The 22,373-nt window shown below is 64.9% G+C and carries 12 protein-coding genes; 6 read left to right on the top strand and 6 right to left on the bottom strand.

The features are described 5' to 3' along the window. Positions 1–21: 21 nt before the first annotated feature. Together JOH52_RS06745 and ndvB are read right to left on the bottom strand one after the other, a co-directional pair. Entirely contained in the window at positions 22–1,179 is a 1,158-nt protein-coding gene (locus tag JOH52_RS06745; protein ID WP_010970543.1) for an OpgC family protein, read from the bottom strand. Between the two features lie 176 nt (positions 1,180–1,355). Continuing rightward, entirely contained in the window at positions 1,356–9,854 is an 8,499-nt protein-coding gene (gene ndvB / locus JOH52_RS06740) for a cyclic beta-(1,2)-glucan synthase (protein ID WP_017275331.1), read from the bottom strand. Positions 9,855–10,009: 155 nt separating this feature from the next. Here ndvB and JOH52_RS06735 point away from each other — a divergent pair, with 155 nt between their 5' ends. Next, the gene (locus tag JOH52_RS06735) at positions 10,010–10,231 is read left to right on the top strand and encodes a hypothetical protein (RefSeq protein WP_003535216.1); all 222 of its coding nucleotides are present in this window, start codon (positions 10,010–10,012) and stop codon (positions 10,229–10,231) included. Between the two features lie 63 nt (positions 10,232–10,294). Here JOH52_RS06735 and JOH52_RS06730 read toward each other — a convergent pair whose 3' ends face one another. Then, complete coding sequence (locus JOH52_RS06730) at positions 10,295–11,188, bottom strand: LysR family transcriptional regulator (protein ID WP_003535214.1); 894 nt, start codon at positions 11,186–11,188, stop codon at positions 10,295–10,297. Positions 11,189–11,301: 113 nt separating this feature from the next. Between JOH52_RS06730 and hglS the strand changes: the two genes are divergently transcribed. From hglS to JOH52_RS06710, 4 genes are read left to right on the top strand one after another with little or no spacing between them, the layout of a single operon-like run. Next, entirely contained in the window at positions 11,302–12,702 is a 1,401-nt protein-coding gene (gene hglS / locus JOH52_RS06725; RefSeq protein ID WP_010970545.1) for a 2-oxoadipate dioxygenase/decarboxylase HglS, read from the top strand. 10 nt (positions 12,703–12,712) lie between these two features. Continuing rightward, positions 12,713–14,134 carry an FAD-binding oxidoreductase gene (locus JOH52_RS06720; protein ID WP_010970546.1) on the top strand — a complete coding sequence of 474 codons (1,422 nt, stop codon included), beginning with the start codon at positions 12,713–12,715 and terminating at the stop codon, positions 14,132–14,134. A gap of 34 nt (positions 14,135–14,168) precedes the next feature. Further along, positions 14,169–15,701 carry an L-piperidine-6-carboxylate dehydrogenase gene (gene amaB, locus JOH52_RS06715; RefSeq protein ID WP_010970547.1) on the top strand — a complete coding sequence of 511 codons (1,533 nt, stop codon included), beginning with the start codon at positions 14,169–14,171 and terminating at the stop codon, positions 15,699–15,701. A 16-nt stretch (positions 15,702–15,717) separates the two neighbouring features. Continuing rightward, positions 15,718–16,950: a pyridoxal phosphate-dependent aminotransferase gene (locus tag JOH52_RS06710; RefSeq protein WP_013844934.1), complete on the top strand. Its 1,233-nt coding sequence runs from the start codon at positions 15,718–15,720 to the stop codon at positions 16,948–16,950. Positions 16,951–17,138: 188 nt separating this feature from the next. On the opposite strand, the gene JOH52_RS06705 is transcribed toward JOH52_RS06710, so the two are convergent. Further along, positions 17,139–17,687 carry a cupin domain-containing protein gene (locus JOH52_RS06705; RefSeq protein ID WP_010970549.1) on the bottom strand — a complete coding sequence of 183 codons (549 nt, stop codon included), beginning with the start codon at positions 17,685–17,687 and terminating at the stop codon, positions 17,139–17,141. A gap of 145 nt (positions 17,688–17,832) precedes the next feature. On the opposite strand from JOH52_RS06705, the gene aptA reads away from it, so the two are divergent. Then, on the top strand, positions 17,833–19,170 hold the full coding sequence (aptA, locus tag JOH52_RS06700; RefSeq protein WP_107010566.1) for an omega-aminotransferase AptA: 1,338 nt from the start codon (positions 17,833–17,835) through the stop codon (positions 19,168–19,170). Positions 19,171–19,248: 78 nt separating this feature from the next. On the opposite strand, the gene JOH52_RS06695 is transcribed toward aptA, so the two are convergent. Both JOH52_RS06695 and JOH52_RS06690 read right to left on the bottom strand, forming a co-directional pair. Beyond that, a complete protein-coding gene (locus tag JOH52_RS06695) occupies positions 19,249–20,616 on the bottom strand; it encodes a glycerate kinase type-2 family protein (RefSeq protein WP_010970551.1) in 1,368 nt (455 codons plus the stop codon). Positions 20,617–20,631: 15 nt separating this feature from the next. Continuing rightward, complete coding sequence (locus JOH52_RS06690; protein WP_010970552.1) at positions 20,632–22,287, bottom strand: GMC family oxidoreductase; 1,656 nt, start codon at positions 22,285–22,287, stop codon at positions 20,632–20,634. Positions 22,288–22,373: the final 86 nt, after the last annotated feature.

Raw genomic sequence — 22,373 nt, 5'->3', positions numbered from 1 at the left:
CATGCGGCTAAAGCTTATCCACTACGCCGCCTTCAGCGGCGGCGCCACGGACACTTCCTTCAGCCATTCGAGGTAATAGGCATAGGCGAAGTGCAGGCCGATCCCGCCGATGACGAAGATTGTGCCGATGATCCGGTCCCGGTCGGTGACGAGAAGCAGCACCTGGCCCGCCATTGCGAGGATCGTCCCGAAGATGAAGACGGCAAGCGAATGGCGCCCGATCATCACCAGGGGATGGTTGCTTCCGACCCGCGTCAGCCGGCTGAAGACGGGAACGGTTGCGAGAATATAGGCGAGCGCCAGCACATGCAGCAGCCGCGTCAGCGACAGGAAGGTCTTGTCGAAGCCGGTCAGCACCGCAGGCAGCCCGAAGGAGAGGTCGATGTTCCACCAGGAAAACAGCACCCAGAAGGCGGAAATCGCGAGATAGGCGACGGAAATGCCAAGGAGCCAGGGGCTTCGCGGCAGACTGCCGCCCCGCCGCACATGGCTCATGCACAGGATGCCGATCACGAACAGGAACTGCCAGGACCAGGGATTGAGGAACCAGTAGCCGTCGTCGAGAAAGTTATAGGGCACCATTTTGAAGCAGCCGGCAGCGAGCCAGAGCGTCGCCGAAAACGCGAACAGCAATCTGGGGCGGACGGCATTCAGCCACAGGAAGCCGGGCAGCAGCAGGAACAGCACCGCATACATCGACAGAATGTTGTTATAGCCGAGCTGGTGCCCGAGCAGCACCATGGCGACGATCCCCTGCTCCGTCTGCTCGACGATCGGCCGGATGTTGATCTCGCCGATCAGCTCCTGACGGCCGAAATAGAGGGCCCCGCCGGCGAAGATCGCAAGCGTCACCACGCTCGTCATGATGTGCGCGACGTAGAGCGCCAGGGCGCGCCGCCATATCTTCAGCGTGAGGGCGAGCCGGCCGCCGGCCAGGAACTTGCCGGAATAGGCCGCCCCGACCGACAGGCCGGAAATCAGCACGAAGGCCTCCGCCGAATCGGAAAAGCCGAAATTCTTGTGCGTCAGATATTCGAGATATTGGCCCGGCACATGGTTGACGAAGATGGTCAGCAGGCAGAGGGCCCGAAAAACGTCGAGGCGTGTGTCGCGCCCGGTCGGCACCGGATGGGCGACCCCTCTCTGATCGTTGCCGCCCTCAAAAGTCTTTTGCAGCATGCGCGTCGATATCCGGGATTTGGCGCCCCGCCCCACCCCTGTTGAGACCGGCGCCGCCGTGCCGGGACAATCCGGGCCGCGCCGACGCCATGATGAATGACGAACCTGAGCAAACAAAAACCGGCCTTGCCCTGACGGATACAAAGCCGGTTCAGCTCATGCTTCAAATCCGGCAGCTACAGCAAAACCCCTTCATGCGCGTTTTTTGTGACACTATTATTTACACTTACGACCGGTTCACCACTTTTTGAATCGCGGCTGACGGAAATCCGGTGCGTGGTGCCGTTCACGCGCACTTCGGCCGAATAGCCCGGCCATTCGGAGGGCAGGACGGGGCGGATCAAGAGCTTGTCGCCTCTCTTGCGGATGCCGAGGATCCCTTCGACGCCGGCGCGGTAGAGCCAGCCGGCGGAGCCCGTGTACCAGGTCCAGCCGCCGCGGCCGGCAAGCGCGCCCTCACCATAGATATCGGCAGCAACCACATAGGGCTCGACACGATAATGCTCGGCGTCCACCTGGCTGAGAGCATGCGACACGGGGTTGAGCATGCGGAAGGTGCGCCAGGCCTCCTCCGCCCGCTCCTGAGCAGCGAATGCCAGCACCACCCAGGTGGCCGCGTGGGTATATTGACCGCCGTTCTCGCGCACGCCCGGGGGATAGGCCTTGATGTAGCCCGGGTCCTGCTTCGTCGTCTCGAGCGGCGGCGTGAACAGCCGGACGATGCGCTTTTCGGGATCGACGAGCTCCGCCATCACGGCATCCATTGCGCGCAGCGAGCGCTCCTTGTCGCCCTCTCCCGAAAGTGTGCTCCAGGATTGCGCGATCGAATCGATGCGGCACTCGCCGTTCTCCGCCGATCCGAGCGGCGTGCCGTCGTCGTAATAGCCGCGGCGATAGTAGTCGCCGTCCCAACCTGCCTGTTCGAGCGCATCCTTCAGTGCTTCGAGATGCCGCTCCCATAGCGCCACGCGCGGCTTGTCCTTCCGGGCACGGGCATAGGGCAGGAACGCGCGCAGGGTGCCGGCCAGGAACCAGCCGAGCCAGACACTCGTGCCCTCCCCGGCCTCCCCGACCCGGTTCATGCCGTCGTTCCAGTCGCCGCCGAGAATGAGCGGCAGACCGTTGGCACCGGTCCGGTGGATGGCGAGATCGAGCGCACGGGCGCAATGCTCGTAGACGTCGCCCACCTCGTCGGCCACATCCGGCTTGTAGAAGCTGTCGTGCTGGCCCTCTTCCAGAGCCGGCCCGGTGATGAAGGGAACTTTCTCCTTGAGGATGTCTTCCTCGCCGGTGACGGCGCAATAATGCGCAACCGCGTGTGCGAGCCACACCACGTCGTCCGAGATCATCGTGCGGACGCCCGCGTCCGTTCCGGGCAGCCACCAATGCTGCACGTCGCCTTCGACGAACTGCCGCGCCGCGGCATTGAGAATCTGCGCACGGGCAAGCGCCGGCCGATGGATGAGGAAGGCGAGCGTGTCCTGCAGCTGATCGCGGAAACCGAAGGCACCGCTTGCCTGGTAGAAGGCCGAGCGTGCCATGATCCGGCAGCCGAGCGCCTGGTAGGGCAGCCAGTGGTTGATCATGTGGTTGAAGGCCCGATCGGGCGTCTCCACCTTCACGACCCCGGTGAAATCACCCCAGAACGCCTTCGCCGCCTCGAGCGCGGCGCCGAAACTGTCCGCCCTGAGTTCCTCCAGGACGGCTCGCACCTGATCGGGATTGTCGGCATCACCGAGGAAGAAGGTGACCTGTCGCTCCACGCCCGCCTCGACGGTGATATCCGTCGCGAGCGCCGCGCAGGCATCCCCGTCCACATCCGTCGATCCGGTGAGCTCGGCGCCTGATATCACTGCCTGCGGCGCGAGGATTCCTCCGGCCCGGCCAAGGAATTCCCGCCGGCTCGCCGTATAGCCGGCGATATCGCCGTCGCTGGCGAAGAACGCGCACCGGCCCGGATAATCGATGCTGTAGGGATTGGTGGCGACGAGCGTCTTCGCGCTTTCGTCCCACTCGCTGAGGACGAAGGGCGCGGTACGGCTGCGATTGTTGCCGAGCACCCATTCCGCATAGCCGTAGACGCGCAGCTTGCGCGCGGCCGAACTGCGGTTGCGGATCGTCAGCCGTACGAGCTTGGCCGGCAAGGTCCTGTGGACCGTATGCATGGCCTCGATCTCGAGCTCGTCCTGTGTGCTGAGAAAGCGCGAATAGCCGAGGCCGTGACGCGTTTCGAACAGGGCGGACTTGCGCCGCGACAGTGCGGCATAGGGCGTCAGCACCGCGCCGCTTGCCATGTCGCGCACGAAGATCGCCTCGCCCGGACGATTGACGACCGCGTCGTTGGTCCAGGGCGTCAACTGATAGTCGCGCGAATTGCGGCTCCAGGAGAAGGCCGCACCCTCGGCGGAGACATGGAAGCCGAACTGCTCGTTGGAGATGACGTTGATCCAGGGCTGCGGCGTCGCCTCGCCTCCGCGCAGCCGCACGGCATATTCTCGGCCGTCCTCGGCAAAGCCGCCGAAGCCGTTCCAGAAATCCAGGTCGCCGCCATCGAGTTCGACCGCCGTCCGCGCGTCGGCCTCCCGTATCACCGGCAGCAGCATCTCGGCGCCCTCCTCCTTCTTTTCGGAAGATTTGGAGTAGAGCGATGTGGCGCGGGCTATCTGATCCGAGATCGTGCCGTTGCGCGCATGGAAGACGGCGCGGGATGCCGAGATCAGCGTCGACCAGGTTTCCGGTTCCATAAGGTCCCGGCGCACCGCAAATATGTGCTGGCGCGGGCCGTCCGAAAGGCCGCGAAGCCTCAAATTCTCGCACATCGAGTCGAGCGTGTGCTGCAGGTCCTGCGCGTAGGAGGAGGCGCGCTCGTTGACGACCACCAGATCGGCGGTGATGCCGCGAGCTCTCAGATATTCCTGCGCCCGCAAGGCCTCGCGGGCGATGCCGAGATCGCCGTCGTCGTTGATCCTGAGGCAGAAGATCGGGAAATCGCCGGAGATCGCCAGCGGCCACAGCGCCGATTGCGAGGCGAGCCCGGTCTTGACGGTCTCCGCGTCGGCGCGAAGGTGCATATCCGGATAGACGAGATAGCGGCCGAGCATCTGGAAGCTCGCGGCCTCCTTCGAGGTGATCCCGACATGGCGCATCTGCACCTGGCTGCGGGTCCAGGCATGGATGAGCTCGTGATTGAAGGTTTCCGGATGCCGGTAGCGGTCGATCGCCCGGTCGACGCCTTCCCTGTCCGGGGCGGCGATCGTCCAGAAGATGACGCTCACTTTCTTGCCCGCCGGCACGCGTACGACGCGGCGGAGCGACACGATCGGATCGAGCGTGAAGCCGTCGGTGCCGGAAAGCGTGGCGCCCGGGTCGAATGCGGCCGCCTCGGCAAGCGTGCGGCCCTGGCCGAGGAAGCGCCGGCGATCGGTTTCCGCCTGCGTGTGGCGCTCGCTGCCGGCATTGTCGGTGACGAGATGGGCGACCTCGATGTCCGGATCGCCGGGGCTTCGCTTGTTGCGCGAGACCCATATCACGTCTCCGTGACGGCTGATCTCGGTGCGCAGGAACATCTTCGAGAAGGTCGGGTGCGAGCTGTCGGCATCGTCCATCGCAAGCACCGGCTCGGCATAGGAGGTCACCTCGATGAACCGGTCCTCCGTGCCCGTGTTGAGCAGGATAACCCGGCGGCCTTCGGCATCGTGCTCGGTCGCGACGATGCATTCCACCTCGCTTGTCAGATCGCCGACGGTCTTGACGAATTCGGCCTTGTCGTCGCCGAAGCGGGTAACGGTCTTTTCGCCCGGCGCACGCCGGGGCTCGGCCGTGGCCGACCACCAGTCGCCCGTCACCGTGTCGCGAAGGAAGATGAAGGTCCCCGTCCTGTCCTCTACCGGGTCCGGAGTCCATCTCGTGACCGACTGGCCGTTCCAGCGGGCATAGCCCGCCCCGGTCGCCGTCAACATGACGGAGTAGTGACCGTTCGACAGAAGCACCGTCTCGCGGTCCTGATTGATCGGGTCTTCGACGACGCGGACTTCGGGGCGCAGGAGATCGGCCTGGCCCTTGCCCAGCGCTTCCGGCTCGCGCTTGGCTGCCATGACCGGGATGTCACGCGGGGCCTTTTCCTGCAGGAGGAGTTCGGCGGCCTCGATGACGGGATCGGCGTGGAACCACTCGCGCAGCTGCCCGTTGAAGACGACATTGGCGACCGCGGCGACCGACATGCCGTGATGATGGGCATAATAGTTGCGCACGACGGCGCATTTCTGGCCTTCCGGCACGCGCGTCGGCGTGAAATCGACGGCGTCGTGATAGCCGTAGGCCCCAAGCGCACCGACCTCCCGGAGCCGCGCCAGATTGGCGAGCGCCGATTTCGGATCGTACATGCAGGCGAGAATGGACGCGTAAGGCGCGATGACGGCGTTCTGCCCGAGGCCGCGCTTCAGGCCCAGCGTCGGCACGCCGAAGTTCGTATACTGGTAGGTCAGCTCGTGGTCGCGCGCATTGAAGGCCGCCTCGGAAATGCCCCAGGGCGTTCCGAGCCGCCGGCCGTGATTGATCTGCTCCTGGACTACCAGATTGTTGGTCTGGTTGAGGATGCCGCCCTGCCGCTCCTGCATGACGAGCGGGGGCATCAGATATTCGAACATCGAGCCCGACCAGGAGACGAGCGCACCGCGCGCGCCGATCGGCACGATCGGGCGGCCGAGCTTGTACCAGTGCTCGGTCGGCAGATCCCCCTTGGCGATCGCGAAAAGGCTCGTCAGCCGCGCCTCGGAGGCGAGCAGGTCGTAGCAGGCCTCGTCGAGCTCATTGGCGTTGACCCGGTAGCCGATCGACAGCAGCCGCCGCTCCGGCCGGAACAGGAAGCTGAAGTCCATCGAGAAGGCGATGTCGCGCGCGCGCTCCTTGAGCACCAGCAGACGCTGGCGCAGAGCCTCGATGGCACCGAGGTCGAAGACGCCGTCGGCGATATGCGCCTCGCAGGCTGCCACCAGCGAGCCCGCCCATGTCGCCACTTCGCCGCTCTGGACGGTGCGCACCTCATGGTCGAGATTGACCGTCAGCTTGTGCATGTCGCGTGCGAGCACCGCGAGGTTGATCACCCGGATGGAGGCGAATTCGCGCTCGCGCTTAACCGCCGCAAGTGCATTCTGGAAGCCGGCGATGCGTTCCTCGACCAGACGCCTGAGCGGCCGTACGGTCTTGCGATCGTCGGGAAGCTCGTTCAACGCCTCCTTCAGAATCGCCGCGACGTCGCCGATGCCGTCGAGATTGCCCTGGACGTGGGCGGAGGGCGCTTCGGCCCATTCGCGGCACATGGACGAGACCGCGATCAGGTGTCCGGCGAGGTTTCCGCTGTCGACCGAGGAGACATAGCGCGGCTCCATCGGTTCGAGGCCGCGCGTGCGATACCAGTTGAAGAGATGGCCGCGATATTTCGGCATGCGGTCGATCGTGGCGATCGTCTGCTCGAGGCGCGTGATCGTCTCCTCGAAACCGATCCAGCCGAAGGACCGGGCCGACATGACCGACAGGAGATAGACGCCGATATTCGTCGGCGAGGTTCGCTCCGCGAGCACCGGCTGCGGCGTTTCCTGGAAGTTGTCCGGTGGCAGGAAGTTCTGCTCGGCAGTGACGAACGCCTCGAAATAGCGCCATGTCCGCCGGGCGATCTTGCGCATCTCCTCGATCGCCTCCTCGGAAACGACGAGCTGGTCTTCGGTCTCGGCGGACTGGCTGACGAACCAGGCAACCGCCGGCGAGGCGGCCCAGATAAGGGCAAAGGGCAGCCCGATGAAGGGCAGCCCCGTATCGGAGATGGCTGCAAGCGCCAGCGACACGAGCGCAAGCGCCGGTGCCGTCCACATCGCGCGGAAGTAGTCGCCGATCGAACCATGGCCGGCGCTCTGCACCTGCGCGGCGGTGCGCCATTCGAGCATAAGCTTGCGGCTGACGAAGGTGCGATAGAGCGAGCGCACGATCGCATCCGCCATCATCGCGGCATTATGGGCGATGAAGACGATGCGCAGCGCGACCTGCGCGTTTGCGGCGCGGATGTCCGACAGCACCGTGTGGAGATGCGCACGCGCGACGATGTCGTTGCGCCGCGGCATGATCCCGGAAATCAGCGACAGCGTCGGCGCGACGAACAGGCTGAAAATCAGCACGAGCTGCCAGATCAGCGCCGGGGTCGGCTCCATGTAGTACCAGCCCATGACCGAGGCGGCGAGCCAGGCGACCGGAATGAGCGAGCGGCGCAGATTGTCGTACATCTTCCAGCGCCCGAGCATCGACAGGCCGTTCTTCGGATTGAAGATATACGGCAGCAGCTGCCAGTCGCCTCGCGCCCAACGATGCTGGCGCGACATCTCGACCTCGTAGCGGATCGGAAAATCCTCGACGAGCTCGATGTCGGTGACCAGCGCGCAACGCGCATAGGAACCTTCGAGAAGGTCGTGGCTGAGCACCGCATTTTCTTCGATCCTGCTCTTGAGAGCAGCCTCGAAGGCGTCGACATGATAGAGGCCCTTGCCGGTGAAGCTGCCTTCGCCGGCAATGTCCTGATAGACGTCCGAAACGGTGAAGACGTAAGGGTCGATGCCGCGATTGATGGTGAAGATGCGCTGGAAGGCCGAGGCCTCGCTGCCGGTGGTGAGCGACGGCGTCACGCGCGGCTGCAGGAGGCTGTAGCCGGTCACGACCTCCTGTGTCCTCGGATTGACGACCGGCCTGTTGATCGGGTGATAGAGCTTGCCGACGAGCTTGGTCACCGCGTCGCGCATGAGACGCGTGTCGGAGTCGAGCGTCATCACATATTGCACGCCCTCCGGCACCATGTTGGCGCCCTGAAGGAAGGAGGTATCGCGGTCGCCGCGAAGCAGCAGGTTCAACTCGTGCAGCTTGCCGCGCTTGCGCTCCCATCCCATCCACACGCCCTCGGCCTCGTTGTAGAGGCGGCGGCGGTGCAGCAGGAAGAAGCGCGTCTTGCCGTCATAGGCATAGCGGGCAGAGAGAGACGCAATCTCGCGCTTGGCATATTCCAGGACATCCGTGTCGGCGGGCGCCTCCTCCGACTTGCTGTCGGCCCAATCGCTCAAGAGCGCGAAATAGATCTCGCCGCGCGGATTGGCGAGATAGTGAACCTCGAGGTTGCGCACGAGCTCGTCCACATGGTCGCGCTTGGCAATCAGGCAAGGCACCACGACCAGCGTGCGTGCGTCCTCGGGTATTCCGTCGAGAAACTCGTAACCGACGAGCCGCGAGGGTTTGGCGAACAGCGTGAAGACCGTGTTGAACAGGCCCATCGCGCCTTCGGAGGCAGGCAGCGCGAAGAGCAGGAGCATGATCAGCTTCGCGCCGCTCGGAATATCCATCGGGCTGACGAAGGCATAGACGACGATCATCGCCAGGATCGTCAAGAGAATGTTCGGCCCGGCTATGGCGAACCAGTCGAGCTTGCGCACCGACCGGATGAGGTGCTGGAAGATCGAGGGCGAATAGCCGATCCTCTTCTCGAGCGCCAGGCGCTGCTTGCCGACGAGGAAGGAGCCGACATTCGGCTCCTGCAGAGGCGCTTCGACGGCCGCGGCGGCCTTCGCCTCCTCGACCATCTCGATCGCGATCTCCGTGACTTCGTGCTCGCTGTGGCCGGAGCGGCGGGCGAGCTTCTCGATCGTGTCGCGATATGTGTTGCGCGATCCGAAATCGAGCGCCGCATAGTCGGACCCTTCGCGCAGCGTCGCATCGATCTTGCTGACGCTTTCGAACCAGACGGCCCAGTCCGTGTCGTCGATCTCGCGCAGGCTGCGGATGATATTGCTCATCGTCGCGTTGCCGGACGAAAGGCGGTTCTGCTCCGCTACCAGCGCCTCCTCGACATCGGTGCCGCGCCTCTCCAGCCTCTCCTCGATCCAGGCGATGACGGCACCCGAGCTCTGCGAACCGTCACGCATGCGGTAAAGGAGCTGTGCGATGAAGGTGTTGTCGGCGGCGAGCGCCTCGGACTCCACCAGAAGTGTCCGGCAGCCTTCCGGATCGTTCAGCCGGATGAGCTGGTCGGCGACCTCGTTCGCCTTCCGCCGCATGCCGCGCGAGCGCTCGACGCGGATGGCGATGCGCCTCAGATTTTCGATGAGGACGAAACGCAGGATCGACGGCAGCGCCCACAACTCGCCGATCTTGAGGGTCTCGTGCTCCTGGAAGCCCTCCACCATCGCGGTGATGCTTTCCCGCGTGACGGTACTATGGGTATGGGCAACGTAAAGCCAGGCAAGCGCCATCGTGCGCGGGATGACGGTTCCGGAGACCGAGAGGGTCGGCAGTTGCCGGTAGAACCGGCGCGGAAAGTCGCGCCGTACCTCCTGGATCGCCTCTTCGACGACGTGGTGGTTGTCGAGCAGCCATTCGGCTGCAGGCGTAATCGAGGCGCCGGCTTCCACGTCGGCCGCGGTCGCCCGGTAGACGCGCAGGATTTCCTTTTCGTTCTCCCGGTGGCGGGCGCGAAATTCGAAAGGAAAGAAGCCCGGCAGAGCGGATGTGCCTTTTTCGGCGAGGCTCGCGCCGCATGCTCGCAGGTCGTCTATCGAGAAATAGGTCGAGCGGATCGAATCGTTGTAATCGATCTGCTTCGCTTCCGGTTCGCGCGGTAAATTGGACTGCGTTGTGTTCTGGAGCATGGGTACGGATTCTGGTTCCACTCGGGACTGATCGGCCCGGTTGTCGTTGTTCTGCCGGTGTGGCTGCGACCCCGAGGATGCAGACGGCGCCGGCACGTTTCTAGACACGGTCATGTGCCCTCCTTCGCCGTCATCGTCCCGGGAAGAGAGTATCGGTGAAGGCAGGCGCCGAACGCAAAGCCGGCGGCGCGCTGGATTTCACGGCCGCGTGGTGCATGAAGATGGCATTTTTTAGCCGTGATGTCAGCAGCTTGCAAGGAATGCGAGCATCGCCCGCAGCCGGCTCCGGAGACCCGCACCGCGCGGAGCCGGGCCAGCCGGCAAGCTCCCTCGGTTCGATGGATATCTCTGTCAAAATCCGCCCCTTCCTGGTGTAAGCGGCATCATATCCGCAGTCTGAGATCCGCAGGCCCTCGACCGGGGCTTGTCACCGCGACCGATCAACCGACCTGTTCGGTGATCCACTCCCGGAAAGCGCGGCTGATCGGATTTTCGAGCTTGCCTTCCGGAATGGCGAGATAATAGCTGTTCTCCGTCTGCATCGGTCGATCGAGAACGATCCGCAGGGTGCCTGCGGTAAGTTCCTGCTCGATCAGATAGCGAGGTAAAAGGGCAAAACCGAGACCTGCAGTCGCCGCCTCGATTACCATCGAGAATTGATCGAAGCGGTTGCCGCGATAGGCGCCGTCCTGCTCGACGCCGTTTGCCTCGAACCATTGCGCCCAGAGCTTGGGCCGCGTCGCCAGATGCAGCAGCGGGGCGCCGCCGATGTCCGCAGGCGCCTCCACCGGATGTACCGAAAGAAGGGCCGGGCTGGCTGCCGGCACGATGACTTCGCTGCAGAGGTAGTTGCAAATGGCCCGCGCCCAGACGGGCTGGCCGTAATGGATGGCGAGGTCGAAGTTCTGCTCTTCGAAATCGAACGGCTCAGAGCGGGAGGCGATATTGACGACGGTGCCCGGATGGCGCCTCAGGAAATCGGGCAGGCGAGGCACCAGCCAGCGGCTGCCGAAGGTCGGAAGCGATGCGATGGAGAGGCTCGAGTCGGCCCGCGCCGACGCCATGGCGCGCACCATCAGCTCTTCGGTCTGGTTCAGAAGCCGGCGCACTTCCGGCAGGAATTTCTGCCCCGCATCGGAAAGAATGACCCGCTGGCGTACCCGCTCGAAGAGCAGCACGCCCAGCTGGTTCTCGAGATCCTTGATCTGCCGGCTGACGGCGCTCTGCGTGAGATTGAGCTCCGCGGCGGCCTGGGTGAAACTGCCGTGGCGCGCCGCGCATTCGAAGGCCTGCAGCGTCGTCACGTCGGGAACCAGTCGGCGGCTCAACTTCATTCCAGCCTCGCATCAACATAGTCAGAAGCAGCGCGATCCAAGCTCAGAGCCTTCCGATATGATCAGAATTAAGAATGACCTTGTCCTTCATCCATAGCGCGAGGCGAGCCCCAGTGAAAGAGAATAGTTTCGTATCCGCCGACGATATTCGCTCGGCCTTTTCCGCTGCGATGTCGTTGATGTACCGCGAGGAAGTGCCGGCCTACGGCACGCTGATGGAGCTCGTCGCCAGGGTCAACGGCGAAACGCTCTCGGCCGACGCCACCCTGAAGGGGCGCCTGGAAGCGACCGATTCGCTCGAACGCATTTCCGAGGAGCGTCACGGCGCGATCCGTCTCGGCACGCCGGCGGAGCTTTCGATGATGCGCCGGGTATTTGCCGTGATGGGCATGTATCCGGTCGGCTACTACGATCTGTCGACCGCCGGGGTGCCGGTCCACTCCACGGCCTTCCGGCCGGTGGGCGACGCGGCTCTGAAGCACAACCCCTTCCGCGTCTTCACCTCGCTTCTGAGGCTCGACCTCATTTCCGACGAGGCCCTTCGCGCCGAGGCGGAGGCGATCCTGAAAGAGCGCCGGATCTTTACATCCGGTGCGGTCGAGCTTACCGAAAAGGCCGAGCGGGACGGCGGCCTCGACAAGGCCGATGCCGAGCGTTTCGTCGCCGAAGTGCTCGAGACCTTCCGCTGGCACGACGAGGCGAATGTCAGCGCCGGCATGTACGAGCGCCTGCACGATGCGCACCGGCTGATCGCCGACGTGGTCTCCTTCAAGGGGCCGCATATCAACCATTTGACGCCACGGACGCTCGACATCGACCGCGTCCAGGCGCTGATGCCGGAATATGGCATTGCCCCGAAGGCCGTCGTCGAAGGACCGCCGACACGCAAATGCCCGGTCCTGCTTCGCCAGACGTCCTTCAAGGCGCTCGAAGAGCCGGTTTCCTTCCGCGACTCCGACGGCAGCTGGAAGACCGGCTCGCATACCGCCCGCTTCGGCGAGATCGAGCAGCGCGGCATCGCTTTGACGCCTAAGGGCCGAGGTCTCTACGACCGGCTGCTCGACGAATCGCGCAAGATCGTACGCCCGGCCGCCGATGGTTCAAACGCCAGGGAATACGAAGCGGCCTTGGCCCAGGTCTTCGAGGCGTTCCCCGACAGCTGGGCGGAGCTCCGCGAGGCGGGCCTCGGCTATTTCAGCTACTCCCTGACGGATAAGGGCCGGCGGACGAAGCTGCCCGGCCGGCGTGATCTCAATTCCCTGATCGCCGACGGCCTCGTTCAATTCGATCCGATCGTCTATGAGGACTTCCTTCCCGTCAGCGCCGCCGGTATCTTCCAGTCGAACCTCGGCGACGGTGCGCAGCAGGAATTCGAAGCGAGCCCGAACCAGAAGCGCTTCGAGACCGATCTCGGCGTCGCCGTGCTCAACGAATTCGATCACTATGCCGGCATCGAGCAGGCATCGATCGAAGGCTGCCTCAAGGCGCTTACCGCCGCCATGGCAGCGGAGTGATACGCCGGCGATGATTGACGAGCACCATATCGACGCATTGACGAAGCTCCTTGGCGACAAGGGCGTCGTCACGCGTCGGGAGGACATGGAGGCTTACGAGGCCGGCGCACGCTACGACCGCGGCCGCGCGGCGGCCGTCCTGCGTCCGGTAACGACGGAAGAGGTCTCGGCCGCCGTCGGTTACTGCGTCCGCAGCGGCATCGCCCTCATCCCCCAGTCGGGCAATACGGGCCTCGTCTCGGGATCGACGCCGGACGAGTCCGGCAGCGAGGTCGTTGTCAGCCTCGACCGGCTGACCCGCCAATTCGCGCTCGACCTCGACAATCGCTCCGTGCGCGTCGATGCCGGCTTCCGCCTGTCCGAGCTCAATCGGCGCCTGGAGGAACACGGCCTGTTCTTCCCGATCGATCTCGGCGCCGACCCGCGGATCGGCGGCATGATCGCCACCAATACCGGCGGCTCGCGCTTCCTCAAATATGGCGACGTGCGCCGCAACACGCTGGGTCTGAAAGTGGTCCTCGCCGACGAGGCGGGCACGGTGCTCGACCTCGGCTCGGACCTGCGCAAGAACAATACCGGCGTCGACTGGAAGCAGATCTTCATCGGCACCTCGGGCGCCTTCGGCATCGTCACCGAATGCGTGCTCAATCTCGAGCGCCTGCCGAAGCAGACGGCGACCGCCTTCCTCGTGCCGGCGAGCGGCGCGCATGTCCTGCCGCTCCTGAAGGCCATGGAAGAGCGGCTCGGCGCCTATCTCTCGGCCTTCGAGGGAATGTCGAGGAACGCGATCGCCGCGGCCTTCGCCCATGTGCCGGCGCTGAAAAACCCCTTCCAAGGCGGCAAGGTCCCCGACTACGTGATCCTCGCCGAAATCTCCCGCACCTCGAGCCCGCGCGAAGGCGAGCAGCCGCTCGACGCGGTTCTCGAAAGCGTGCTCGCGGAGATATGGGAGATGGAAGAGGTACTGCTCGCCGATGCACTCGTCGGCCCGCCGCACGAGATCTGGGCGCTGCGCCATGCGCTTTCGGAGGGCGTAAAACACCTCGGCAAGCTGATCGCCTTCGATCTCTCCTTCCGCAGGGGTGACATCATGGCCTTCTGCGACCATATGAAGACGGAAATGCCGGAAAAATTTCCGGGCGTCACGGTCTGCGATTTCGGCCATATCGGCGACGGCGGCGTTCACTTCAACCTGGTCGTCGCCAAGGATAGTCCGCTACTGGCCGATGCGACCTTCGAGCAGCGACTGCGCGAATGGGTCTTTGCGGTGGCGGTCGAGCAATATCACGGCAGCTTCAGCGCGGAACATGCGCTCGGCCGCCGCAACCAGGCTTTTTACGATCTCTACACGCCGGAAAAACTGAAGAACATGGCGGCCGGCCTCAAGACGCTCACCTCGCCGGGCAAGCTCGGCAGCGTGCGCTTCGGTTAGGTCATCGCGCCAGTTACAAGACGGGAGTCACCACATGAACATTGCAGCCAAGAAAATCGATGTCGCGAGCGAGGCAGCCGCGCTCCTCGATAAAATGGGCGTCGCCAAGGACCTCTACACCGGCGGCGACATGCCGTCCTTCAGCCCGGTCACCGGCGAGAAGATCGCAAGTCTCAAGACCGTATCTGCCGCTGAAGCCGCCGGCAAGATCGAGAAGGCCGACGAGGCTTTCCGCGCCTGGCGCCTCGTACCGGCGCCCAAGCGCGGCGAACTCGTCCGGCTTCTCGGCGAGGAACTGCGCGCCTTCAAGGCCGATCTCGGCCGCCTCGTCTCGATCGAAGCCGGCAAGATCCCGTCCGAGGGCCTCGGCGAAGTGCAGGAGATGATCGATATCTGCGATTTCGCCGTCGGCCTTTCCCGCCAGCTCTACGGCCTGACGATCGCCACCGAGCGTCCCGGCCACCGGATGATGGAAACCTGGCACCCGCTCGGTGTCGTCGGCATCATTTCCGCCTTCAACTTCCCCGTCGCGGTCTGGTCTTGGAATGCAGCGCTCGCGCTCGTCTGCGGCGACGCCGTCGTCTGGAAGCCGTCGGAAAAGACGCCGCTTACCGCGCTCGCCTGCCAGGCGATCCTGGAACGCGCCATCGCCCGTTTCGGCGACGCTCCGGAAGGCCTGTCGCAGGTCCTGATCGGCGACCGGGCGATCGGCGAGGTTCTCGTCGACCATCCGAAGGTGCCGCTGGTTTCGGCGACCGGCTCCACCCGCATGGGCCGCGAGGTCGGTCCGCGGCTTGCCAAGCGCTTCGCCCGTGCGATCCTGGAACTCGGCGGCAACAATGCGGGCATCGTCTGCCCGTCCGCCGATCTCGACATGGCGCTGCGCGCCATTGCTTTCGGCGCTATGGGCACCGCCGGGCAGCGCTGCACGACCCTGCGCCGCCTCTTCGTCCATGAAAGCGTCTACGACCAGCTCGTGCCGCGCCTGAAGAAAGCCTATCAGTCGGTTTCGGTCGGCAACCCGCTGGAATCGGCCGCACTCGTCGGCCCCCTCGTAGACAAGGCGGCCTTCGACGGGATGCAGAAGGCGATCGCCGAGGCAAAGAACCATGGCGGAGCCGTCACCGGCGGCGAGCGCGTCGAGCTCGGCCACGAGAACGGCTACTACGTCAAGCCGGCACTGGTCGAAATGCCGAAGCAGGAAGGCCCGGTTCTCGAGGAAACCTTCGCGCCGATCCTCTACGTCATGAAGTACAGCGACTTCGACGCGGTGCTCGCCGAGCACAATGCGGTTGCCGCCGGGCTTTCCTCCTCGATCTTCACCCGTGACATGCAGGAATCGGAACGCTTCCTCGCAGCCGACGGCTCGGATTGCGGCATCGCCAACGTCAATATCGGTACCTCCGGCGCCGAGATCGGCGGCGCGTTCGGCGGCGAAAAGGAGACCGGCGGCGGCCGAGAATCCGGCTCCGACGCCTGGAAGGCCTATATGCGGCGCGCCACCAACACGGTGAACTATTCGAAGGCTCTGCCGCTGGCGCAGGGCGTCTCTTTCGACATCGAATAATCGAACAGGATCGGCCATGACCATCAATGCAACGGTCAAGGAGGCGGGCTTTCAGCCCGCCTCGCGGATTTCCTCGATCGGAGTTTCGGAAATCCTGAAGATCGGCGCCCGCGCCGCCGCCATGAAGCGCGAAGGCAAGCCGGTGATCATCCTCGGCGCCGGCGAGCCGGATTTCGACACGCCGGAACACGTGAAGCAGGCCGCCTCGGATGCGATTCACCGCGGCGAGACGAAATACACCGCACTCGACGGCACGCCGGAACTGAAGAAGGCGATCCGCGAGAAATTCCAGCGCGAGAACGGGTTGGCCTACGAGCTGGACGAGATCACGGTCGCGACCGGCGCCAAGCAGATCCTCTTCAACGCCATGATGGCCTCGCTCGATCCGGGCGACGAGGTCATCATTCCGACGCCCTACTGGACCTCCTATTCGGACATTGTCCATATCTGCGAGGGCAAGCCGGTCCTGATCGCCTGCGACGCATCTTCCGGTTTCCGCCTGACGGCGGAAAAGCTTGAGGCGGCCATCACGCCGCGGACCCGATGGGTGCTCTTGAACTCGCCCTCCAATCCGTCGGGCGCCGCCTACAGTGCGGCCGACTACCGGCCGCTGCTCGAGGTACTTCTGAGGCACCCGCATGTCTGGCTGCTCGTCGACGACATGTATGAGCACATCGTCTATGACGGTTTCCGCTTCGTCACCCCGGCGCAGTTGGAGCCGGGCCTGAAGAACCGCACGCTGACCGTAAACGGCGTCTCGAAGGCCTATGCGATGACCGGCTGGCGGATCGGCTATGCCGGTGGCCCGCGCGAGCTCATCAAGGCGATGGCCGTCGTCCAGAGCCAGGCGACCTCATGCCCCTCTTCGATAAGCCAGGCGGCTTCGGTCGCGGCGCTCAACGGGCCGCAGGACTTCCTGAAAGAACGAACCGAGAGCTTCCAGCGCCGCCGCGATCTCGTGGTCAACGGCCTGAACGCGATCGACGGCCTCGACTGCCGCGTTCCCGAGGGTGCCTTCTACACCTTCTCCGGCTGCGCCGGCGTGCTCGGCAAGGTGACGCCATCAGGCAAGAGGATCAAAACGGATACGGACTTCTGCGCCTATCTTCTGGAAGACGCCCATGTCGCCGTCGTCCCGGGCTCGGCCTTCGGCCTCTCACCCTTTTTCCGCATCTCCTATGCAACATCGGAGGCGGAGCTGAAGGAGGCGCTCGAACGAATCGCTGCGGCTTGCGAGCGGCTTTCGTGAGCGGCTCGAATTGCCCCTCAACCGCCTGCCGGCACCTTCTCCCCGTTCCACGGGGAGAAGGGACTCGTGGCGCTCGCTCGTAACACCGCAACGGCTTCGGCAGGAAGGGGAGTAGCCCGCTTGTCCCTTCTCCCCGTCAGAACGGGGAAGAAGGTGCCGGCAGGCGGATGAGGGGCGTTCTTTCCCCTTCAAAACGTCGGCGGCGTACAGGCACTGATCACGTCGCAGGGCACCGGTCCGATACAGCGAAAGCGGTGCGGCCGCCGGCTTTCGAAATAATAGGCGTCGCCCGGCCCGAGGATGCGCCGCTCGTCATCGACGGTCACTTCGAGCCGGCCTGAAAGCACGATGCCGCCTTCCTCGCCCTCATGCACCAGCGGCACCTTGCCGGTATCCGCGCCCGGCTGGTAGCACTCCTTCAGGATCTGAAGGCTGCGGCCGAAAAGGTTGTCGCCGATCTGGCGATAGGAGATCGGTCCCTTGCCGATCTCCACCAGTTCCTCCGCCGCATAGAAAGCCCTGCGCGACTTCTCCGGCTCGAAGGAGAAGAACTCCGCAAGCCCGATCGGTATACCGTCGAGGATACGCTTCAGCGCCCCGACCGAGGGGTTCGATGCATTCGATTCGATCAGCGAGATGGTGGAGTTTGTAACCCCCGCCCGTTTGGCGAGTTCGCGCTGGGAAAGCTTGTGCCTCAGCCGCACCTGCCGCAGGCGGCTGCCGATATCGACGCTCATAGCGAACTCCGGTGTTGATGTTGTTTGAAATAGCGAAACTCTATCAAACTCCCTCGTGCAAATACAACGGCTTAGATGACCTTAGAAAAGGACTTGTTCGGAAATCCAAATCATGGCGTCAATCGGCTAACGACAGGAGGATGCCATGAACGCCCACAACAAGCCCAACGCTCCGGTTCTCGACAGCTACTGGATGCCCTTCACCGCCAACCGCCAGTTCAAGGCGGCACCCCGGCTGCTCGCCGCCGCCGAGGGCATGCACTACACCAGCGTCGACGGCCGGACGGTTCTCGACGGCACCGCCGGCCTCTGGTGCGTGAATGCCGGGCACGGCCGCCGGCAGATCGCCGCCGCGGTCGAGCGGCAGCTTTCGACCATGGACTTCGCGCCGTCCTTCCAGATGGGTCATCCGATCGCCTTCGACTTCGCCGAGCGGCTGGCCGAGATCGCGCCCGGCCCGGCTGGCACCAAGCTCGACCGGGTGTTCTTCACCGGCTCGGGCTCGGAATCCGTGGACACCGCGCTGAAGATGGCACTTGCCTATCAACGTTCGATCGGCCAAGGCACGCGCACCCGCCTCATCGGCCGCGAACGCGGTTATCACGGCGTCGGCTTCGGCGGCATCTCCGTCGGCGGCATCGTCAACAACCGCCGCGTCTTCCCGCAGCTTCCCGGGTCCGACCATCTGCGCCACACCCATGATCCGGCGAAGAACGCCTTCGTCAAAGGGCAGCCGGAGCATGGTGCGGAGCTTGCCGACGACCTCGAAAGGCTCGTGGCGCTCCACGGCGCCGAGACGATCGCCGCCTGCATCGTCGAGCCAGTCGCCGGCTCGACCGGCGTGCTGATCCCGCCGAAGGGCTATCTCGAGCGGCTGCGCGCGATCTGCGACAAGCACGGCATTCTCCTGATCTTCGACGAGGTGATCACCGGTTTCGGCCGGCTCGGTGCGGCCTTTGCGACCGACTATTTCGGCGTCACGCCGGACATCGTCACCACCGCAAAGGGGCTTACCAACGGTGCGATCCCGATGGGCGCTGTCTTTGCCAGCCGCAAGGTGCACGACGCGCTGATGCACGGCCCCGAAGGCCAGATCGAGCTCTTCCACGGCTATACCTATTCCGGCCATCCGGCCGCCTGTGCCGCCGGCATCGCCACGCTCGACATCTATCGCGACGAAGGCCTGATGACGCGCGCCGCCGAAATCGAGGGCGACTGGCACGAGGCGATGCATTCCATGAAAGGCCTGCCGCACGTCATCGACATCCGCACCATCGGCCTCATCGCCGGCATCGAGCTCCAGTCGCGCGACGGCGCGCCCGGCGCTCGCGCCTATGACGTCTTCGTCGATTGTTTCGAGCGGGGCCTGCTGATCCGCGTCACCGGCGACATCATCGCCTTCTCGCCGCCTCTGATCGCGGAAAAGCAGCATTTCGGCGAGATCGTCTCGATCCTTGCCGATGCGTTGAAGCGGGTGAAGTAACAGCGGTTCGCGCGCGGAATGACCCCTCCCCACGTTTGGGAGGGGCAATTTCAGGCCGTGCCATCCCCTTCCAGAAGTTCAGCGTATCAGGATCGCCCGCAGATCATTGACATTCGTCCCCGTCGGGCCGGGCACGAAGAGGTCGCCGCTGGCCGCGAAGGCCGTCCAGGCGTCATGGCCTGCGAGATGCGAACGGGGATCGGCGCCTGCCGCCCGCATCCGGCCAATGCTTGCGCCGTCGGCAAAGGCGCCGGCATTGTCCTCGGATCCGTCGATGCCGTCGGTGTCGGCGGCAAGCGCATCGATACCACCGATACCGTCGATGTCGAGCGCGAGCGACAGGAGGAATTCGCTGTTACGTCCGCCCTTACCGTAACGTTCGCCGGAAATCGTCACCGTCGTCTCGCCGCCGGAAAGCAGCACGACCGGCTTCGAAAAGGGACGGTTGCGCGAGGCCACTTCCCGCGCGAGCGCCGCATGCATGCGGCCGATGTCGCGCGCCTCGCCTTCGATCGCATCCGACAGGATCATCGCCTCGATGCCGCTTTCCCGCGCCCGTGCCGCCGCCGCTTCCAGCGAAACGCTCGCCGAGGCGATGACGTGGACTTCGTTGCCGGCGAATGCAGCATCGTCGGGCCGGGGTGCTCGCGCCGCATCGGAAGCGAGATGCGCCGTCACCCGTTCGGGCAGGGCGATAGCGTATCGCGCGACGATCTCGCGCGCCTCTTCGAGGCTGGATCGGTCGGCAACCGTCGGGCCCGAGGCGACGAAGGCCGGATTGTCGCCGGGCACGTCGGAGACGACGAGGCTCACGACCCGCGCCGGCGCGGCGGCAAGTGCAAGCCGCCCGCCCTTGATCCGCGAGACATGCTTGCGGACCACATTCATGGCGGAGATCGGCGCTCCGGAGGCAAGCAGCGCCTTGTTGACGGCGATCTCGTCTTCCAGGGTCAAGCCGCCGGGCGGGGCCGGCAGCAGAGCCGAGCCGCCGCCGGAGATGAGCGCCACCACGAGATCATCCGCCGTCAGTCCGCCGACCGTTTCGAGAAGCGCCGCGGAGGCGGCAAGCCCCGCCTCATCCGGCACCGGGTGAGCCGACTGCAGGACCCTGATCCGCCCGCATTTCTCGACGGGCCCGTGGCGGGCAACGACGGCGCCTGCGAGCGGCCCGTCCCAGAGCCGCTCGAAAGCGGCCGCCATCTGGCTCGCGGCCTTGCCGGCGCCGACCACGATCGTGCGGCCCTTCGGCCGCGCCGGAAGATGCGCCCGAATGGCTGCTTCAGGATCGGCCGCGGCGACGGCGGCCTCGAAGAGGGATATGAGAAAAGGGCGCGGCTCTATTGACGTCATGGAATCAGACCGGGATTTCTGGATAAGGACGAAGGCACCTTGGACGCCGCCTTCAGCCGCCGCAACGATTTTTCGAACGGCCGCCCGAAACTGCAACGCCCGATCGCTCCTTCAGCGGACCTCCGCGCGCGCCCGCGGGCGCGCGTCGTTGCGCTCGTGCTGGAACACGGCCGGGGGCAGCGGCGGCAATCCGCGGATGATGTCGGCCCCCTTCTCGCCCATCATGATCGTCGGGCCGTTGGTGTTGCAGGATGGGACCCGCGGCATTACCGAGCTGTCGCAGACGCGCAGGCCCTCGATCCCGCGAACCTTGAGCTCCAGGTCGACCACCGCCGCCGCGTCGGTCCCCATCTTGCAGGTGCCGACCGGGTGGTGGTCGGTCTTGGCGTTGGCGCAGCCATAGTCGAAGAGCTGCTCGTCGGTGCGGATGCCGTTGCCGGGCAAACGTTCATCGAGGACGAACGGCTTCAGCGCAGGCTGCTGCATGATTTCGCGCGCGATCTTCAAACCTTCGAGCGACATCTGCCGATCATGCGGATCCTCCCAGTAGTTCGGATCGATCAGGGGTGCTGCCGCCGGGTCGGCCGAGGAGAGCCGGACGGTGCCGCGCGAGCGCGGGTGCAGATAGGCGGAATTGAGTGTGACCCCGGCATTCTTGAGCCGCGCGACCCCGGCCTCGATGCCCGAACCGAGACCGAGATGGAACTGGATGTCCGGCGAGCGGGCATTCGGATCGGCATACCAGAAGCCGCCGGTCTCGAAGAGAGACGAAGCGACCGGGCCGGAGCGGAAGAGCACATATTGCAGCCCGGCCCAGAGCGTGCGGTGCAGCCTGGCGACGCCGTCATAGGTATGATCGCCGGTGCATTCGGAGATGACGAAGAGATCCAGATGGTCCTGGAGATTGCCGCCCACACCGGGGAGATCGTGCCTGACCTCGACGCCGACGGAACGAAGGTGATCGGCCGGGCCGATGCCGGACTGCAACAGCAGTTTCGGCGAACCGATCGCACCCGACGAGACCAGCACCTCGCGATCGGCGCGGATGATCTCGCTGCCCCTCCCCGTCACGACTTCCACTCCGACGGCGCGCCTGCCCTCGAGCATGATGCGCGCGACGCGGGCGCCGGTGCGAACCGTCAGATTCGGGCGATCCTTGATCGGCGACAGATAGGCGAGCGAGGCGGAGGACCGGCGGCGGTTGCGCTGCGTCAGCTGATAGAAGCCGACGCCCGCCTGTTGCCTGCCGTTGAAGTCGTGGTTGTAGGGAATGCCGAGTTCCTGGCCGGCGCGGATATAGGCGTCGCAGATCGGCAGCGCCGAAACCGGCATGGAAACGCCGAGCGGACCGCCATAGGAATGATAGTCGTCGGCGAAGCGCTGATTGTCCTCGGCGCGCTTGAAATAGGGAAGCACGCTGCGATAGTCCCAGCCGGCGCAGCCCTCCTCACTCGCCCACAGGTCGTAGTCGGCCGCATTGCCGCGGGTATAGAGCTGTGCATTGATGGAAGAACCGCCGCCGATCACCTTGGCCTGGGTATAGCGCAGCACCCTGCCCTTCATGTGCTTCTGCGGCACCGTGTGCCAGCCCCAGCTGGCGACCCCCTTGGTCATCTTGGCGAAGCCGGCCGGCATGTGGAACAGCGGATTCCAGTCGCCGCCGCCGGCTTCGAGCAGCAGCACCCTGACGTCCGGGTCCTCGCTCAGGCGGTTGGCGAGCACGCAGCCGGCCGGACCGGCCCCCGTGATGATGTAGTCGTAGGTCATTCACATGTCCTCAAAGTCACGCGCTTCGGGCGCGGTATCAGCTATCGGGCCCCTCATCCGGCTGCCGCCACCTTCTCCCCGCAGGC

Origin of the sequence: Sinorhizobium meliloti (assembly GCF_017876815.1) — a bacterium.
Lineage (GTDB): Bacteria > Pseudomonadota > Alphaproteobacteria > Rhizobiales > Rhizobiaceae > Sinorhizobium > Sinorhizobium meliloti.
This window is presented reverse-complemented; position numbering and strand designations above follow the sequence as displayed.

Excerpts from the sequence above, each read along its gene's own strand:
- JOH52_RS06745 (WP_010970543.1), bottom strand. The coding sequence starts at position 1,179 with ATGCTGCAAAAGACTTTTGAGGGCGGCAACGATCAGAGAGGGGTCGCC.
- ndvB (WP_017275331.1), bottom strand. The coding sequence starts at position 9,854 with ATGCTCCAGAACACAACGCAGTCCAATTTACCGCGCGAACCGGAAGCG.
- JOH52_RS06730 (WP_003535214.1), bottom strand. The coding sequence starts at position 11,188 with ATGAAGTTGAGCCGCCGACTGGTTCCCGACGTGACGACGCTGCAGGCC.
- JOH52_RS06720 (WP_010970546.1), top strand. The coding sequence starts at position 12,713 with ATGATTGACGAGCACCATATCGACGCATTGACGAAGCTCCTTGGCGAC.
- amaB (WP_010970547.1), top strand. The coding sequence starts at position 14,169 with ATGAACATTGCAGCCAAGAAAATCGATGTCGCGAGCGAGGCAGCCGCG.
- JOH52_RS06710 (WP_013844934.1), top strand. The coding sequence starts at position 15,718 with ATGACCATCAATGCAACGGTCAAGGAGGCGGGCTTTCAGCCCGCCTCG.
- JOH52_RS06705 (WP_010970549.1), bottom strand. The coding sequence starts at position 17,687 with ATGAGCGTCGATATCGGCAGCCGCCTGCGGCAGGTGCGGCTGAGGCAC.
- aptA (WP_107010566.1), top strand. The coding sequence starts at position 17,833 with ATGAACGCCCACAACAAGCCCAACGCTCCGGTTCTCGACAGCTACTGG.
- JOH52_RS06690 (WP_010970552.1), bottom strand. The coding sequence starts at position 22,287 with ATGACCTACGACTACATCATCACGGGGGCCGGTCCGGCCGGCTGCGTG.